This window comes from Fictibacillus enclensis (assembly GCF_030123385.1).
Classification (GTDB): domain Bacteria; phylum Bacillota; class Bacilli; order Bacillales; family Fictibacillaceae; genus Fictibacillus_C; species Fictibacillus_C enclensis.
On sequence record NZ_CP126109.1, the window covers coordinates 3020385 to 3036986 of the forward strand.

The window sequence follows — 16602 nt, forward strand, 5'->3', positions numbered from 1 at the left end:
GTGTTCCTCCTTTACAAATTTTTGTTTTATTGTTTTGTACCGTTAAGATACCCATTGGCAAATAAAAATAAACAAGCGTTTTCCTATTTTAACAGTGTCCCTGAACACATACTCTATGACAATATGAAAACCGTCGTTACCTTAAATAGTCCAACACAAATCCGATTTAACTGATTTTATCAGCTTATTGGAGGAACATAATGGAAGAAAAGTTAATGGTTTATTTAGAGGTTCATCAATTGAAAAAGAAAAAATTAAGAGTTTCTCAGATTGCTAAAAGATTAAATATTTCACGCACTACAGTATATGAATAATTGGAAATGACGTTTAAAGAGGGCGTTGAAGAATTTGAATCAGGTGATTGGAAGACAAAATACAGACTGCCCAATTCAATTTGGCAGCTAAAAGCTTATGTAGCAGTAATGACATTAGAATCTCATTTTCAATACAACGTGCCGCATACGTCGCAAGCTTCGTGCCTTTCCCTCTCGAATAGCTCTCGATCGCCTTGATCAGTCCGATGGTCCCGATGGAAATCAGGTCTTCCGTATCTTCCCCTGTATTCTCAAATTTCTTGACGATATGTGCAACCAAACGCAAGTTGTGTTCGATCAGTTTGCTTCTAGCCTCCTGGTCTCCCTCGGCCATCCGTTTTAAGTATTCTTTCTCCTCGTTTTCGTTGAGGGGCTGCGGAAACGCATTGTTTTTCACATACGAGACAAACAGCATGACTTCTTTGAAAAAGTACCCTAATACAACAAGCAACCCGGACATTCAGACACCTCCCGGCGGTTTTTTTCGTACTCTTATCTGTATGCCGGGCTGGGCTTGTTAGGTGTCTGTACCATATGGAAGTCCTTTACGTATATCAACGAAAGGAGAGGTTTTTCCTGTTATGACTCCTTTCGTTTAATCACTTTCAAGAAATGTATGAATAAAAAAAGAACATCCTCAAAATGGATGTTCTTACAATGGCACTTAGTTACCAAAACTAAGCGTCCCAAAAGTCCTTAATTTTAGCGTTGCTCTCAACACCTTTTACTTCGCGTAAAACCTTCCTCATCACGTTTGTATTTGGTTTGTATGAAGAATCATTAATTAATTTATATGAAAGTGTAGGACTTATTCCACACGAGTGCTCTAACCAGGCATTATCTAATTGCTGATGTGTTAGCCAATTTCCTAACCTGCTCTTCGAATTTTGTTCCATCTCCTTCACATCCTTAAATGATATAAACGTACATATCGATTCCCTATCCCCCCTTTAACCTAGATGTAAACCTATATTTTATAAATTGCACAAACAGTTAGTCAGAAAAATTTATTGAACCTTAATAAAAAATCATATACACTGATTAAAATTTGGGCATTTAGTCCTAAGAAATTCTCAAATAGGAAACGGGGTATTACCTTGCCTACCCAAATTTTGTCTATTGCTCTAATGCACTCACTACTTGATATTTTTAAAAATTTTTATGAAATAAGTTACGTAACGCATACATTCACTCTCAAAGAAGAGAAAAAATTTTCAATAAAATATGATCACTTAAAAAAGGTGTATCAGTTTTATTCCTTTTATGATAAACGCGAGTGGGAATCAGCTTCCATTGAGGAGGCTACAAATACCCTTACACAAATTTATTTAAACGAACAATATTGATTAATAAAAACTTAAAAGGAGGAAAGCAGCCGTTTGCCTTCCTCCTAATTATTTACTTTCTAACTTCCATAAAGGCCTGGTGCAGGTTTCCTTTCACATTAAATTTATCAATGTCTAAACCTAAAGTAACCATAATTTGAGCCACTTCATTCTAGTTACGCTGTTCACCATATATCCCTCTCCTTGAAATACTAGATCTTTAATTCAAAGTGTACTAATAACATAGCAAAGCTCCATGAGCAGGTATTTAAGCTTCTAGTAATTAAATTAATTAGTTTTCCGTTTAACTGAAGTTTTGGTTACTCTTTATCAGTCAGTTTGAATTCTTTAACTCTATGCTGCGGGATGTAGCTAATCATGTAAACCAAGCAAGACGTTTCAAAGTTGCCTGTCACTAATGAAGCAGTTCAAAAAAGTAAGATGTGCCACTATTTGCATTGTTACGCCTAAATCTTTTATCAAACACCTGGTAAATTCGCAATAAAAGTATTATATGAATATACGACACTTTAAATCATTTGATTTCTTTATTAATACTCCAGTTAATGTTAACTTTTTTCTCATATAAAGAACCGCCCATCTAAGATAAGCGATTCCTTATGCCTGGTATTTTACTTATTATTCATCTGCCAGTTCAACCGTATACAAATACAATAATGGATCAGTGTTAATCCAGGAGCTTTCAAACACGAAGACCACCTTATAATTCTCATAATCAGTGTAAGTGACATAGTGCATTCCTTCATTTTCCTGTTCACTTACTGGTTCACCTATCAATGTCTTTAACTCTGATAAATGAATGGTTTGCAACTGGGGGTCAAAATCCTCAATGGCGGTAATCGTTTTTCTACCGGTTGAATTGTCATAGAGGAATCGAACATTATGACTCCAATAATTGGCTGCAGCGGTACTTAAATCTTCAGGTGGACCCCAGGATTTTTTGACTTTCTTCAATGAATCACCAACAGAAAAAGGGACACTGTTTATCGACTGTTGAGATTCATAAGCTAAGCCCATGATTTCGCGAATCAAGATATCCGGTGTAGACTGCTGAGATGCTGCGGCGGCAGAAGTAAAAGCAGGCCCACTAAGCATGAAGAGTGAAAGTGTTAAAAAAACAATTAAACTTCCAATGAAACGACTTTTTTGTTTCAAAATAATACACTCCTTCTAGAGGTTTTTGAAAATGGTAAAACAATACGAAAAAAGATGATTGTGCAATTGCCAAGCCCCACCCATCACTCCTGTCGTACAGTTAACCCTTTTCAAATTTTTAGTCGTAATAAGATTAAAAAAGGTCACAAAGAAATGCTACTTTAGATAAAGCAATCAAACTACCGTGTGATGGCAATTTGCGCTACAGATACTTGATTTTCATCTGCAATTTCAGGCAATGACTCTACAAGGGCTTTGTTCTTTCAAGATTCTCGCTGGTTATCCTCGACAATTAATACCCTATCTTATGACCATGTACCACTCATCACCCTCTAGAAAGAACACCGTAAGCAGCCGTCAGCGAAATGCCTAATTTCAGTAGAGAAGGCAAGGTATTTTAAAAAGCGACTATCTTATTTGCAACCAACTAATTGGATGTACAGCATTAATCACAATTTTAATAACAGAATGTTCAGCTAATAACCGATTTGAAAATTATAGATTTATGCTATAATCTTAGAGACGAACCATTTAACGCTTAGGCGACAGCACCTAGGCGTTTTTTTATTGTATCTATCTAAATTTTCACACCTATTTTTAACGTTTGCAGCTTGAGCTCCACGGGCACCTTGCTCAACTTCAAAAGTAACTTTTTGACCTTCGTCTAATGATTTGAAAAAAGAACGGAGAAGAATACGATGATTTCGAAAAAGGTCATGGTTACTTCCAACAAGGTACACAATTACCTTTTGAACACTGTGGCTTTTTCATTTCCCCCTTTAACGGTACCCCTAATTGACCTATACTGCCCTTTAGTTCAATATAAGGGCCAAAAAAAGCGAGTTCCCGGAAGCAAGCCAACAAGCAAAACTCTGAATTCGGAAAATCAGGCGAAATTCAGGGTTTGTGTGTTGCGAACATAAGGAAAAGCACGTTTTGTCAGGAAAGGACAGATCTTCGGTATTCGCAAGTTACCGTCGTTTCTCTATCCTATGGGCGATTTGGCAATTGGTTCATTTCATTTTTTCGCTACTGTGTTAAAGTGTCCATGACGATTTTCTCTATAAGTTCACCTTAGTCCTCTTTTTGTGTACCAAGCAAATTGAGACAAAAAATAGTTCTGAATAACCTAGGTATAAAATCCCTGGTATATGCAGCTAATGATCGGAGGGAAATATTCCATTATTTTCCTGATACCATGAGTGAAAAAGTCATTGACATAAGAAATAAACTAGTGGTATTATAAAATATTTGATAAAAAAACTTTTATATGGTATCATTTAGAAGGTTCCCATATATGGAGGTGGATTATATGTTTCAAATTGGCGATAACATTGTATATCCCATGCAAGGGACAGGCATAATTGAATCGATAGAGGAAAAAGAATTCCCAGAGGAAAAACAACAGTATTATGTTATAAAAATGTCAAACAGTAATATGAAAGTTATGATACCGACGTGTAAAATATTGAGTTCGAATATACGACCAGTTACTGATCTACATGCATTAACACATATTATACACATTTTTCAGCATGGAGAAACAGATAGATTACTACCGTGGAAACAAAGGTATAAAGTAAACACGGAAAAAATAAAAACGGGTGAAATACAGGAAGGTGCCGAAGTTGTACGTGATTTATTGCGTATGAAGAAAGAAAAAGCACTTACTTCAGGCGAAAAAAAAATGTTGGATAATGCATATAAATTTTTGATTAGTGAATTGGAGGTAATTAAAGGAATCACTGAAAATCAAATAAAAAGTTTCCGTTAAGGTTAAATATGGATAATGTATTCCATTCCGAAAAATATCCTGAATTTTTCAATGACACTATGATAAAAATAAATCATTTCAAAAACCTTCAACTTCCTCAACTTACTTTTAGAACATTTACCCCTTTATTATTTCTACAATCTAATCGATTTTTATTATTTAGATTTCCTCCATAAACATTTCAAGTTTTATCAAAAAACTCGATATAATAGTCACTCGATAGTTGTAATACTGATTCACACTGGCACGGACAAGGAGCCGTAAGGATGGAAGAGAGGTAGGGCTTTCGTTGTTTTAAGTATATCTAAGTGATTATTCAAGAAGAAAAAACAATCATCTCACCTCTATCATTAAGAATTTCTTTCATCAACTGTGTTTGTGAATAGTAAATGTTTATCTTCTTTCATAAAAGAGATACTCGAGTTGGTAACAACTAAATATATGGTCAACAAAAACAATGACGAATTTTTAGAAGGATTGTTAATATTGTTCAACAATGAGGTGCTTAACAACAGTGTTTAATTAACATAAAGACAGTTCCCGAATGCAACCCAAAAAAGAAAACCCTGAATCAGCCAAAAAAGCCTAAGTTCAGGGTTTTTATTTTTTGCTAACATCGAAAAACACGTTTTCTGAAACAGTCCAGAACTTCCATTTTCGTCGTTTCTCACCTTCACTTTATCCTATGTACAATTTGACTATTCGTACATCTTTTTATCGCTACGGTATTAAGTATATTCCCTTACTTAAGATTTACCTTTGTCTTCTTGTTGTGTACCAAACAAAAGAGGATGTTTTTTTGTTTTACCCCTTAAGTCACCTAGAAAAGGCGGACTCAATTGCTAAACTAACCTGCCACGTTAATGAGCTCGCAGTGCTAATTAACTGGAAAGCAGCTAATCCAAATAAATAGTAAACAATCTGGGAGCAATATCTATTCGGATTACCCTCTTCCTATGCTTTTGACTGGGATTTGCCAGCGCGGATAAACCCATCCGGATTTATCTGACATGTCTTTCGTCTCTCACTCCGCCGCCGCTCTGATGATAATCCACCTGCAAGCGATCTAGGTTTCTTTCTGCATATTTCAACTGAGTTTCCAACCAGTATTTATAGACATTTACAATTCATCTTCCCTATTGCGGAAAATGTTTTTTTAAAAAATAAGTCTCAATATAAAAACGCACGACTACTTGGGTGCATACTTCATGATTCCATGTAAGTAAACGGAGTAATCTCGTTGAACACACTCTCTTAATTTTATTTTCCCTTCTCTTTGTAATCCATCTGCCCATTGTTCCATCTTTCTTCCATCTTCATGTGTAACCTTTGGAATCTCAATTGAAAATATGTTGCCCCGACTAGCTTTTCGTAAGATTCTTAATAATTCCATTTTATTCATTAATATCCCCCTTTTAAACTTTTGAGCATGTATTAAAAAAAGCATTAATCAAAAAAATACTTTGGAATAAAAGAATATCTTTTCTAATGTTGTTTTGAACTTGATTATCCTTACACTCATTATACTCGAGTAGTAAACGTTCAAACGCTCTCCATCTATAAATATTAATATATCAACGGTTATAGCCGCTGATGGGGTGTCAAAAAAATATTTTTCGACACACGTGTGATTCAATGACAGCTTGTGGGTACGCTTCGCGGACACTACTGGGCATTTCTGGTTGTAGTGTTCATGAGCTATTTGATGCACTATGGATCACTTATGATGACTATAGATATGGCTGCCAGAAACCTAGAAAAACGTTCGGATAAACACAATGTTATAAGCAACATCACAATTTGACGATTAACAAAGAATTTAATGTAACTGGTTTTAATCATTCTTTTTATCCTTATCCACTTGAAAAGAAGATAACAACTTCGGTAAAAGCAAATAATCTCAACGCATCACAGTTGGCTGTAAGGATTGAGAAAGAAATCCATTCCTTTATTCAAACAGCTAAGACAACAAAAGAAGTACGCCACGATCCTTATAAAATCATAGTGTAAAGCAAGAATAAAAAGAAGATAAATTAGGCACTAATCCACAACATAGACCTACAGATTTAACTGGCAGTCTTTTATATTTTACTGTCAATAAACTCCCTTAATCTTTATAGAGGATTTATTGTTTCAAAGCTAACTTCGGCTGATACTTTGTAATCAGCATGAAAAACAGAGCTACATAATAAGGAACTAATAATAGCCTTGTACCTGCGAAATCACTCGATAACCCACTCGACAAAATGCTGGGTAAATTCATCGAGTGTATTTTATTATATACATATTAAATAGACAATTCAGAATATTTTGCAATATAATTAGACTCAAAGGAGGCTGATTATTGATGAGAGAATACGTAAGGTTTGATCAAGTTAGGGATCAGAGCGAACTTCATAAACTTCAGCAACAAGGATGGGAAGTTTTTGATACCACGAAAGTTATAGCTGATGGGATCGAGGAACAAATTTGGTATCATGTTGGATTGCCGTACAAAACTTACGCTAAACAATTGCAGGAAATAATAACTGCTTATGAAGAAGCTGGCCTAAAAGAGGTATTATTCAAGAAGATCGCAGAAAAGAACGGAGAAGAATACGATGATTTCGAAAAAGGTCATGGTTACTTCCAACAAGGTACACAATTACCGACAGCTAAATTTATGACAAGTTACGATAGAGTTGTAGAAGGTAGCTCTGCGGTATTCGCTTCAAAGGAAAATAAAGAAGAATATGAATTTTAACAATAGCAACCTCTGCCTCCCTGGTGGGGGTTTTATTTTTCACATTTTATAATTCTCCAACAGATTTGAAAATTGACTTAAAGATGGATGCTCGTCAGCTAAAAATGTATTACCTTTTCTGGAGTAATTATAATAATTAACCAAAAAAGATAAAGCGATTCTTATTAAATAATCACGACCGATAGATTAATAATACCTTATTCGGAACAAAAGTAAGTTAGCGGTAACCTTAAACCGGGTACCAAAATGGGTCGTTCCTGTAAGTAACACCAATTTTCTTCCGATTTTGGGTGAAACCGCAATCTTCTTCAATAGATTTAATCCGAATTTAGCCTGCCTCACCGTTCGAGCATTGCCCATAATACGGTAAAGTAAACAAAGAGAGAGAAGTTGGATTAGTCATTAATTCAGATCCACAGGGCAAGAAGCAATAAATGTTTATACGAAGCTAGTAGTTGCATCTGCAGCACTAGGTTGTCCTAACGATTTATCTAACTATTGTTTCCTGCTAAGGAATGGCGATTGTTTTTATCTGCTCAACATTTGTTCACTCATTTCCTTTCCCCTTTAGCTCAATAAGAAAAGCTGCCTGAGATGGTCGCTAAGATCTTAAAGGAATTCACCAGTTATCTTAACAAAAATTAGAGCCTAATCTTTGGATTCTTATGTATTTAGGATATAAACACAGCTATAGTAATGACATTAGAATCTCATTTTCAATACAACGTGCCGCATACGTTGCAAGCTTCGTGCCTTTCCCTCTCGAATAGCTCTCGATCGCCTTGATCAGTCCGATGGTCCCGATGGAAATCAGGTCTTCCGTATCTTCCCCTGTATTCTCAAATTTCTTGACGATATGTGCAACCAAACGCAAGTTGTGTTCGATCAGTTTGCTTCTGGCCTCCTGGTCTCCCTCGGCCATCCGTTTTAAGTATTCTTTCTCCTCGTTTTCGGAGAGGGGCTGCGGAAACGCATTGTTTTTCACATACGAGACAAACAGCATAACTTCTTTGAAAAAGTACCCTAATACAACAAGCAACCCGGACATTCAGACACCTCCCGGCGGTTTTTTCGTACTCTTATCTGTATGCCGGGTTGGGCTTGTTAGGTGTCTGTACCAATGGGGAATCATTGCTTCATTTAAATTTGAGATGATATCTGGAATTGTTCGAGGAAATGATATGTATTTTAAAACCCCTTAAGAAACCATTCACAACTTCCTCACATGTGCAGTTTATAGTAAAAATGCATGTACATTACAAAAAATATAAGGAGGAAGTTGAGAAGATGAAACAAAAGAAGAGCTTACTGTTCATTTTGCCCGTTTTATGCCTGATGGTTGCTGCCATTTGGTGGGGTAATCATTCCCTGTACAGTCCTGAAAGTACAGCAGAAGCGAAAGAAAAACCCGCGGAGGTGGTTAGTCCAGATGTTCCAAAAGCAAAATACACTAGTAAAGGCGGGATAAAGACATTTAAGTTAACCGCTGAGCCTGTTAAACAGGAAGTATCAAAAGGAATCTATATGAAGGCTTGGGGTTATAACGGCGGAACCCCTGGCCCCACTATTGTAGTAAATCAAGATGATAAAATACGTGTAGAGATTAAAAATAATCTGAAGGAACCAACAAGCGTTCACTGGCATGGCTTAATTGTTCCTAATAAGATGTATGGCGTTCCCGCTGTGGAAGACAGTCCTAAGATCATGCCGGGCAAAAGTTTTACGTACGAATTCAAAATAAAGCAGGCAGGAACCTTCATGTACCATTCCCACGTCAATGTTGAAAAGCAAGAAATGATGGGATTAGGTGGTATGCTCGTATCCTTGCCGAAAAATAACAAACAAAAAATAGACCGAGATTACACCTTGCTCACCCAAGAATGGAAACTGGAGAAGCCTAAATCTAAGATGGACATGAATATGGGGACAAAGGATAAGTCTGAAGGTGAAGTTACTCAAGGAACTTATGAGGTAAATCCAAAAGCCATGATGTGGAACGTTTTTACATTCAATGGAAAGCAGATGCCTGACACCACTCCATTAAAGGTGAAAAAAGGAGAACGAGTAAAAATACGCTTAGGTAACCTTAGCATGGAAAGCCATCCCATTCACATGCACGGTCATAATGCCACAGTGATTGCAAAGGATGGTGTTCCTTTGAAAAAGTCCGCTCAGTATCTAGTTAACACGGTCAACATTGCTCCTGGTGAGACTTATGATATTGCATTTACCGCAGACAATACTGGAACTTGGCCATTGCATTGTCACTTGCCACATCATACAGCAGGAAAAGGTCAAAAAGAAGGCGGGATGTTTACTACCGTCAAATACTTGAACAAATAATCAACAGAAAAGAGCCGACAGATCTCTGTCAGCTCTTTTTTAGATTTGAGGAGTGGGAGTAGGATTCGCATACCCTTCTTGATACATGTTATCAATCTTTTCCCTGATTTCCTTTATGGACATACCCTCGTTAAAATCTTTCACCGACTGAGCTGCAATTTGTAAACATACATCGCATTTGGTTCCATGATCGTCCCATACAATGGATCCGCCATTTTTATTTTCATGTACAAAACAGTCGTAATTGTTTTTATGGTTAACTGATTCACCGCAACCGCAATAACACGGAATTTTTTCCAGCAACTCTTTATTTTTTGCGGCCGCCTGGTAAATCTCTTGGATTTCTTTTGGTTTATCCGTTAGAAAAGCGGGTAAAACATCTAATTTTCCTGTCTCCTCTCGAATGTCTTCTGCACCAGTTGATGCATGTTGACTATGTGGCTCTGAAGATGCACTTGGCTTATCCTTTTCATTTGAACAAGCTACTAATAAAGATAACGATACGATTAAAACAAGAGATATCCGTGACGTTCGTTTCATTCGTTTCATACGCTTAATCCCCCCTTTAGTGTCCTAATCCCCTATTATACCAAAAAACACACATAGGTAACTTCATTTTAAGGGATACTTATGTAGGAGTTATGAAGTTTCATTAATTTTATCAAATGCGTTTATCACCGCTAAATTGAGGATAAACAAGCACTGAACTTCTAAAAACAAGGAGGAATTGACCATGTCCCACGAGCAATTTAAAGAATGTATCGAGGAATGCCTATCTTGTATGCAAGTATGTAACCATTGCTTTAATGCCTGTTTACAGGAAGAGGATGTAAAAATGATGGCAGATTGCATCCGTTTGGACCGCGAATGTGCTAATATCTGTGCCTATGCCGCAGATGCGATGTCCAGAAACAGCCCGTTCGCCTCACAAATCTGCCAGCTATGTGCTGAGATTTGCGAAGCGTGCGGCAACGAATGTAAAAAACATGACCACGACCATTGTCAACAATGTGCCGAAGCATGCCTCCGATGTGCTGAGGTTTGCCGTAAAATGGTGAGTTAAAAGGAGCGAGCTATGTTTCACTATACCGTAGAAACCAACCAAACAATTGATGAAGCCGTTAATACATTAGAAAAAAACTTGAAAGAAGAAAAATTCGGCGTGCTTTGGCAGTTGGACCTTCCAGCAAAATTGCAGGAAAAAGGCGTTAAGGATTATACCACGCCATATCGTGTACTGGAAGTTTGCAATCCAAAAGAAGCAGCCAGAGTATTAAACCTAAATGAATTAGTTGGGTATTTTCTCCCCTGTAAAATCACCGTTTATGAAAGTGACGGGAAAACCAAAATTGGGCTCCCCAAGCCAACCATGATGGTTGATTTTATTGAAGATGAAGAATTGAAAAGCATTGCTAAGAATATCGAATTCACGCTTATCAATGTTTTAGACAAAAGTAAGTAAAGAGGAACCTCCGTTGCTAACAGCGGAGGTTTTTTCTAGGATGAAGGTAATGTAATATATACCGCAGTCCCTTTCTCTGGGACGCACTCAATCCAAATTCGTCCTTCATGAGCCTCAACTAATTGTTTAGCTATGGCAAGTCCTATACCGCTTCCACCATATCTTCGGTTCCTGGATTTCTCCGTTCGGTAAAACCGTTCGAACACTTTTTGAGCGTCTTCATCCGATATTCCAATCCCTGTATCTGTAATGACAATCTGAACCTTTGAACCTAATTTCTTCGAAGCTACGGCCACAGTTCCCCCTGCTGGCGTAAATTTGAGAGCATTGCTGATTTAGGAATCGCCATCGGTGCTGGAACCGATGTGGCCGTGGAAACAGCGGATGTTGTCCTTGTCAAGAGCAACCCTCTAGATGTAGTAAATGTAGTGCAGCTGTCGAAAGCGACCTTCAAAAAAATGATCCAGAATCTATGGTGGGCAGCGGGATATAATATCATCGCTATCCCATTGGCAGCAGGCATTTTATTTCCACTCGGGATTGTTTTATCCCCCGCGGTCGGTGCCGTATTGATGTCATTAAGTACGGTTATCGTTGCTATCAATGTCAAGTTGTTAAAAGCATAATTAAAACGGAAATTTCATCTTCATGAAATTTCCGTTTTTTTTCTCTTATTCAGGTTGAAGTTCGCTTTCGGTTACCCATTTATGATTTTTAACTTTCTCGCCACCTGTTGTAGGTGTGTAATCAACCATATAGACCGTTGTCTTTTCAGACGATTCAATAACGGCCGAAGCTCCTTTCATTCCTTTCATATGGTCCGCATTCAATTTGACTTTATCGCCTTGTTTAAGTTCTTTGTTCCCTGCATCCTGAATTTCCTCTTGAATTACCCACTTATGATTTTTCACGGGCTTTCCACCTGTTGTTGGTGTATAAGTAACCACATAAGCGGTGGTATCAAAAGCACCAACAATTTTTGCTTTTGCTCCGTTCATGCCTTTCATGTGATTCGCTTTAATAATGGCCTGGCTTCCGACTTCATACTTAGGGCTCTCTGCTTTCTTAAGCTCTTTTGGTACCTCGCCTGAACCTGAATGCTTCATGGCATCATGATTCATGCCTTCGTCTTTCATTTCATGTTTGTCCATGTTTTTATCGCCATTGTCATTTGAACAAGCTGTCAGCGATAGCGACAACGCAAGTAATGAAGTTGCAAAAATGTTGTTTTTCAATCTCATGTTGTTTACCTCCTAGACTTTATCTTACTAATCCATCTTTATATTTCACTTTCATTTCAGGTGATTATACAAAAAAGTTATGAAGAAGTTGTGAAGAAATAGGTCTTCTTTAAATAATTCCAATTTATTTAGTGGAAATAGTTGTCCAATCAAATAATAAACAATCTGGGAGTAAAATCTGCTTTAATCACTTTCTTCATGTTTTTGTGACTGAGGTGCAGTTGAAATGCACTGTTGAATAACATATGTATTCATTGCACTTTTTTGATATTGCTTTATGTTCATATTGTCTTGAGGATATGTGCAACCAAACGCAAGTTATGTTCGATCAGTTTGCTTCCGGCCTCCTGGTCTCCCTCGGCCATTCTACTTAAGTATTCTTTCTCCTCATCCTCGGAGAGGGGCTGCGGAAACGCATTGTTTTCACATACGAGACAAACAGCATGACTTCTTTGAAAAAGTACCCTAATACAACAAGCAACCCGGACATTCTGACAACTGCAAGCATTATTCACAACTAATTTTTTTATAATAAAAGCTCAGGCCAATATGGTACTGCGTACTCTTATCTGTATGCCGGGTTGGGCTTGTTAGGGGTCTGTACCAAAGGAGATTGATTGCCACGATTAAGATATATAAAAGCCCTTTGGACTTATTTTTTATCATTTTTCGTATCCTTTAGTATAGGTAAAAAAGATTTGATTTTTAAATAAGGGGAAAAGTAAAAAAATAAGCATTACATACCATTTGGTGTTGTTGATATGCACTAAGCATTACCGAAGGAGGTGCTACTCTAAAAGATGTTTAATGAAATATTTATACAGATTCTAACGTTACTTGGAATTTCAATCACTGTAATTGGGATTGCAAAATTTGCAGGAACCCTATCCAATCGCGCCTGTCCTAACAGGGTTAATTCTTGGTTTGGCTGATATACGATTTCAGGATGAAACAAAAACATTTATTACCCAATCGGACATTTTCCAGGCTATAATCATTTCATTGTTTTTACCCATACTACTTGGGGATGCGGCAATTAAACTTCCCTACAAGGGTTTAAAACAAGAACGAACGCCGGTAGCTCTTCTTGCCTTAGGTGGAACTTTCCTGACATTCCTCGTGGTGGAGTTTGCTTCCTATTGGTTACTGGATATTCCAATGGTTGCTGCTTTTACTTTTGGTGCGCTAATGAGTGCAACAGATCCTATCAGTGTCATTTCCATATTTAAAAGCCTTGGTGTGTCAAAAAGAATGGTTACGATTATTGAAGGGGAATCTCTTTTTAATGATGGGGTAGGTAGCAGTCGTTTTTTCCCAAATTCCTTCCCTTTATTTGCTCTCAATTATCGACAGTGGATGGATAGGGCTTGGACCCTTTAGAGATAGCCTTTTCAACCATGTTATTTTTCGGAAGTTATTTTATCGCTGAACATCTTCATATATCCGGCGTTATTGCAGAGTTATTGGAGGAATAATCTTTGGTAATTATGGAGCAAGAATTGGAATGTCCGAAACCACGAAAACAAATATAAATTCGTTTTGGGATTCAATTACACTAATCGCGAACTCACTTATCTTCTTAATGATCGGACTTGAAATAAAAAATATAGACCTCACAGACAAGTGGAAACCTATTGTCCTGTCAATCATTATTGTACTATAAGCAGAACATTAGCTGTCTATGCAACACTTGGTTTTATAAAGAACATTAACCAAAAGGCAAAATTATTGCTTAACTGGGGTGGATTAAGAGGAAGTCTGTCCATCGCTCTTGCTTTGAGCTTATCCTCCTCTTTTCCCGGAAAAGAGGAAATACTGGCATTGACTTTTGGCGTGGTGCTTTTTTCATTATTAATACAAGGACTATCCATTGAATTACTAATTAAGAAACTAAATATGAGTTCAAAACAAGCCATTGCCAAAGATGAAAAGTAGACTAAAACCCCATTCCTTAGAAAGAAGGGGGTTTTACTTTTATCCCGTAAATAAATCACCATCAGGATAACGAATATTCGTTTTTGAAGCCTTAGCCAAGGAGAAAGCCATGGTTAATGGTCCAATTTTACCAAAAAGCATCACGATAATAATAACAAGTTTTCCGATATGATTTAGTTCCGCAGTGATTCCCATGGACAGACCAACAGTTCCAAACGCAGAAACCACTTCAAAGAAAATCTTTATAAAAGAGATTTTTTGAGTAATTGTCAGGATAAAAAATGCAAAAAAGATAAACAAAATGGAGATGGTGGTAATGGCCAATGCCCTCATGACTACCTCGTTTCTTATCGTTCGGTTACTAATTACCATTTCATTTTTCCCTTTTAAAAATGCGGTTACAGCATAGATTATGACAATTAATGTGGTGAGCTTGATTCCTCCCGCGGTAGATCCGCTTCCTGCTCCAATGAACATCAACATGATGATAAACAAGATAGAGGAATCCTTCATTTGACCAATATCTATTGTATTGAAACCTGCAGTTCTAGGGGAGATGCCTTGAAAATAAGCGGCCCACAATTTATCTGATAATGGTAAACTTCCCAATGTATTAGGATTATGAAATTCCAAAGCTAAGATACAAAATATGGCGATCAGGTTTATGAGAAATGTACCTATAATCATAACCCTTGAATGAAGTGAAAGTTGCTTAAATTGCCGATGCATCCAAACATCTACCAAAACAGTAAATCCAATACCTCCTGTCATAATCAGAAACGTGATCACTATATTGACTAATGGATCACCTACATACCTAGTTAAACTGTCCGGCCATAAAGCAAACCCTGCATTATTGTAGGCACTTATCGTATGGTAAATACTGTAGTAGATCCCTTTATTCCAACCCATTTCTGGAACAAAGCGAAAACATAAGAAAACTACTCCTATGAATTGTATACTTAATGAAAATATAACGAGATTTCTTACAAGGCGTATAACTCCTCCTATAGAAGGCTGGTTTAATGATTCCTGCATAAGTTTCCTTTGTTTAATGCTAACTTTTTTACCTAACATAATCACGACCAACGCTGCAAAAGACATCAAGCCTAGACCACCCATTTGAATAAGACACAAGATAACAATCTCCCCAAATAGTGAAAAAGTTGTGCCTGGATCTAAGGGAACCAATCCTGTAACAGTAGCCGCTGATGTTGCCAGAAAAAAAGAATCAATCCAAGATATAGGTTTAACTGTGGAAAAAGGAAGCTTTAAGAGCAATGCACCCGTAAACATAAAAACTAAAAATAAAACAGCCAAAATTTGCGGAGGGGATAGCGGCACCGTTCTGATTAATATGGGTTTCTTATTGTATGTATGTAAAGCCAACGGACAAGTCATCTCCTTATTTCTAGAAGCAAGCTGTCATAATCCTGCATTGATATCCAGGTTTTACAATAGCGCACACTTATAATTTTCTACAAGATCTGTGTCTATATCTTTATACAGAGTATACTATATAACCAAAAGAAGAGAGACAGGTGATTACAAGCCTGTCTCTTCTTTTGGTCTAGAATCATCAAAAAGCTACTGTCTTATGTCTTCATTTTAACAAGTTTCAATGCATGTTGCATGTATCGTAATATTGTCATTCAAAAGAAAAAGGTAAGATAACATTTATTTAAGATTGGCAGCTAAATTTTTGCATTAGTAATGACATTAGATTCTCATTTTCAATACAACGTGCCGCATACGTTGCAAGCTTCGTGCCTTTCCCTCTCGAATAGCTCTCGATCGCCTTGATCAGTCCGATGGTCCCGATGGAAATCAGGTCTTCCGTATCTTCCCCTGTATTCTCAAATTTCTTGACGATATGTGCAACCAAACGCAAGTTGTGTTCGATCAGTTTGCTTCTGGCCTCCTGGTCTCCCTCGGCCATCCGTTTTAAGTATTCTTTCTCCTCGTTTTCATTGAGGGGCTGCGGGAACACATTGTTTTTCACATACAAGACAAACAGCATAACTTCTTTGAAAAAGTACCCTAATACAACAAGCAACCCTGACATTCAGACACCTCCCGGCGGTTATTTCTTACTCTTATCTGTATGCCGGGTTGGGCTTGTTAGGTATCTGTACAAATGGAATGAAACACACTCTAAAATATCTAATTTTTCTCATCGATTTTTCCATAATATTTTAAATCCCTCTTCCACTAACTGACCAATAAATCCATAAGATAAAGCTGTCTTAAAGACAGCTCCGACCTTCAGCTACCGCACCCTTTAGTTGA

13 protein-coding genes and 7 pseudogenes are annotated in these 16602 nt (G+C 37.2%); 9 read left to right on the top strand and 11 right to left on the bottom strand.

Going from position 1 to position 16602, the window contains the following annotated elements; translation table 11 throughout:
- The first annotated feature begins 200 nt into the window (after nucleotides 1-200).
- Nucleotides 201-314 (top strand): helix-turn-helix domain-containing protein, encoded by a 114-nt coding sequence (locus QNH15_RS15925; RefSeq protein ID WP_283889289.1) that lies wholly within the window; start codon nucleotides 201-203, stop codon nucleotides 312-314.
- 106 nt (nucleotides 315-420) lie between these two features.
- Here QNH15_RS15925 and QNH15_RS15930 read toward each other — a convergent pair.
- The 3 genes and pseudogenes from QNH15_RS15930 to QNH15_RS15940 all read right to left on the bottom strand — a co-directional run.
- Nucleotides 421-774 (bottom strand): annotated as a pseudogene (locus tag QNH15_RS15930) (sigma-70 family RNA polymerase sigma factor); the annotation flags it as partial.
- Nucleotides 775-2278: 1504 nt separating this feature from the next.
- Nucleotides 2279-2815, bottom strand: a complete 537-nt coding sequence (locus QNH15_RS15935; RefSeq protein WP_283889290.1) for a DUF4309 domain-containing protein — start codon at nucleotides 2813-2815, stop codon at nucleotides 2279-2281.
- Between the two features lie 596 nt (nucleotides 2816-3411).
- A pseudogene (locus QNH15_RS15940) lies at nucleotides 3412-3510 on the bottom strand (cold-shock protein); the annotation flags it as partial.
- Between the two features lie 617 nt (nucleotides 3511-4127).
- Here QNH15_RS15940 and QNH15_RS15945 point away from each other — a divergent pair.
- Nucleotides 4128-4589: a CarD family transcriptional regulator gene (locus QNH15_RS15945; protein ID WP_283889291.1), complete on the top strand. Its 462-nt coding sequence runs from the start codon at nucleotides 4128-4130 to the stop codon at nucleotides 4587-4589.
- A gap of 1189 nt (nucleotides 4590-5778) precedes the next feature.
- Here the strand turns inward: QNH15_RS15945 and QNH15_RS15950 are convergent.
- A complete protein-coding gene (locus tag QNH15_RS15950) occupies nucleotides 5779-5991 on the bottom strand; it encodes a hypothetical protein (protein ID WP_283889292.1) in 213 nt (70 codons plus the stop codon).
- A 945-nt stretch (nucleotides 5992-6936) separates the two neighbouring features.
- Between QNH15_RS15950 and QNH15_RS15955 the strand changes: the two genes are divergently transcribed.
- Nucleotides 6937-7332, top strand: coding sequence for a hypothetical protein (locus tag QNH15_RS15955; RefSeq protein WP_283889293.1), 396 nt, complete (start codon nucleotides 6937-6939; stop codon nucleotides 7330-7332).
- 694 nt (nucleotides 7333-8026) lie between these two features.
- On the opposite strand, the pseudogene QNH15_RS15960 reads toward QNH15_RS15955, so the two are convergent.
- Nucleotides 8027-8380, bottom strand: a pseudogene (locus QNH15_RS15960) (sigma-70 family RNA polymerase sigma factor); the annotation flags it as partial.
- 239 nt (nucleotides 8381-8619) lie between these two features.
- On the opposite strand from QNH15_RS15960, the gene QNH15_RS15965 reads away from it, so the two are divergent.
- Nucleotides 8620-9675 (top strand): multicopper oxidase family protein, encoded by a 1056-nt coding sequence (locus tag QNH15_RS15965; RefSeq protein WP_283889294.1) that lies wholly within the window; start codon nucleotides 8620-8622, stop codon nucleotides 9673-9675.
- Nucleotides 9676-9714: 39 nt separating this feature from the next.
- Here QNH15_RS15965 and QNH15_RS15970 read toward each other — a convergent pair whose 3' ends face one another.
- The gene (locus tag QNH15_RS15970) at nucleotides 9715-10215 is read right to left on the bottom strand and encodes a PCYCGC motif-containing (lipo)protein (RefSeq protein WP_283895597.1); all 501 of its coding nucleotides are present in this window, start codon (nucleotides 10213-10215) and stop codon (nucleotides 9715-9717) included.
- Nucleotides 10216-10408: 193 nt separating this feature from the next.
- Between QNH15_RS15970 and QNH15_RS15975 the strand changes: the two genes are divergently transcribed.
- Together QNH15_RS15975 and QNH15_RS15980 are read left to right on the top strand one after the other, a co-directional pair.
- Entirely contained in the window at nucleotides 10409-10738 is a 330-nt protein-coding gene (locus QNH15_RS15975; protein ID WP_283889295.1) for a four-helix bundle copper-binding protein, read from the top strand.
- Nucleotides 10739-10750: 12 nt separating this feature from the next.
- Nucleotides 10751-11137 carry a DUF302 domain-containing protein gene (locus tag QNH15_RS15980; protein ID WP_283889296.1) on the top strand — a complete coding sequence of 129 codons (387 nt, stop codon included), beginning with the start codon at nucleotides 10751-10753 and terminating at the stop codon, nucleotides 11135-11137.
- A 35-nt stretch (nucleotides 11138-11172) separates the two neighbouring features.
- On the opposite strand, the gene QNH15_RS15985 is transcribed toward QNH15_RS15980, so the two are convergent.
- Nucleotides 11173-11433 (bottom strand): sensor histidine kinase, encoded by a 261-nt coding sequence (locus tag QNH15_RS15985; protein ID WP_283889297.1) that lies wholly within the window; start codon nucleotides 11431-11433, stop codon nucleotides 11173-11175.
- 33 nt (nucleotides 11434-11466) lie between these two features.
- On the opposite strand from QNH15_RS15985, the pseudogene QNH15_RS15990 reads away from it, so the two are divergent.
- Nucleotides 11467-11763 (top strand): annotated as a pseudogene (locus QNH15_RS15990) (heavy metal translocating P-type ATPase); the annotation flags it as partial.
- 45 nt (nucleotides 11764-11808) lie between these two features.
- Here the strand turns inward: QNH15_RS15990 and QNH15_RS15995 are convergent.
- Entirely contained in the window at nucleotides 11809-12378 is a 570-nt protein-coding gene (locus QNH15_RS15995; RefSeq protein WP_283889298.1) for a YdhK family protein, read from the bottom strand.
- Between the two features lie 290 nt (nucleotides 12379-12668).
- Nucleotides 12669-12868: pseudogene (locus tag QNH15_RS16000) on the bottom strand (RNA polymerase subunit sigma-70); the annotation flags it as partial.
- A 383-nt stretch (nucleotides 12869-13251) separates the two neighbouring features.
- Between QNH15_RS16000 and QNH15_RS16005 the strand changes: the two are divergent.
- Both QNH15_RS16005 and QNH15_RS16010 read left to right on the top strand, forming a co-directional pair.
- On the top strand, nucleotides 13252-13758 hold the full coding sequence (locus QNH15_RS16005; protein ID WP_283889299.1) for a cation:proton antiporter domain-containing protein: 507 nt from the start codon (nucleotides 13252-13254) through the stop codon (nucleotides 13756-13758).
- 124 nt (nucleotides 13759-13882) lie between these two features.
- Nucleotides 13883-14313, top strand: a pseudogene (locus QNH15_RS16010) (cation:proton antiporter domain-containing protein).
- A gap of 39 nt (nucleotides 14314-14352) precedes the next feature.
- Here the strand turns inward: QNH15_RS16010 and QNH15_RS16015 are convergent.
- Nucleotides 14353-15672 (bottom strand): TrkH family potassium uptake protein, encoded by a 1320-nt coding sequence (locus tag QNH15_RS16015; protein ID WP_283895599.1) that lies wholly within the window; start codon nucleotides 15670-15672, stop codon nucleotides 14353-14355.
- Between the two features lie 352 nt (nucleotides 15673-16024).
- Nucleotides 16025-16378 (bottom strand): annotated as a pseudogene (locus tag QNH15_RS16020) (sigma-70 family RNA polymerase sigma factor); the annotation flags it as partial.
- Nucleotides 16379-16602: the final 224 nt, after the last annotated feature.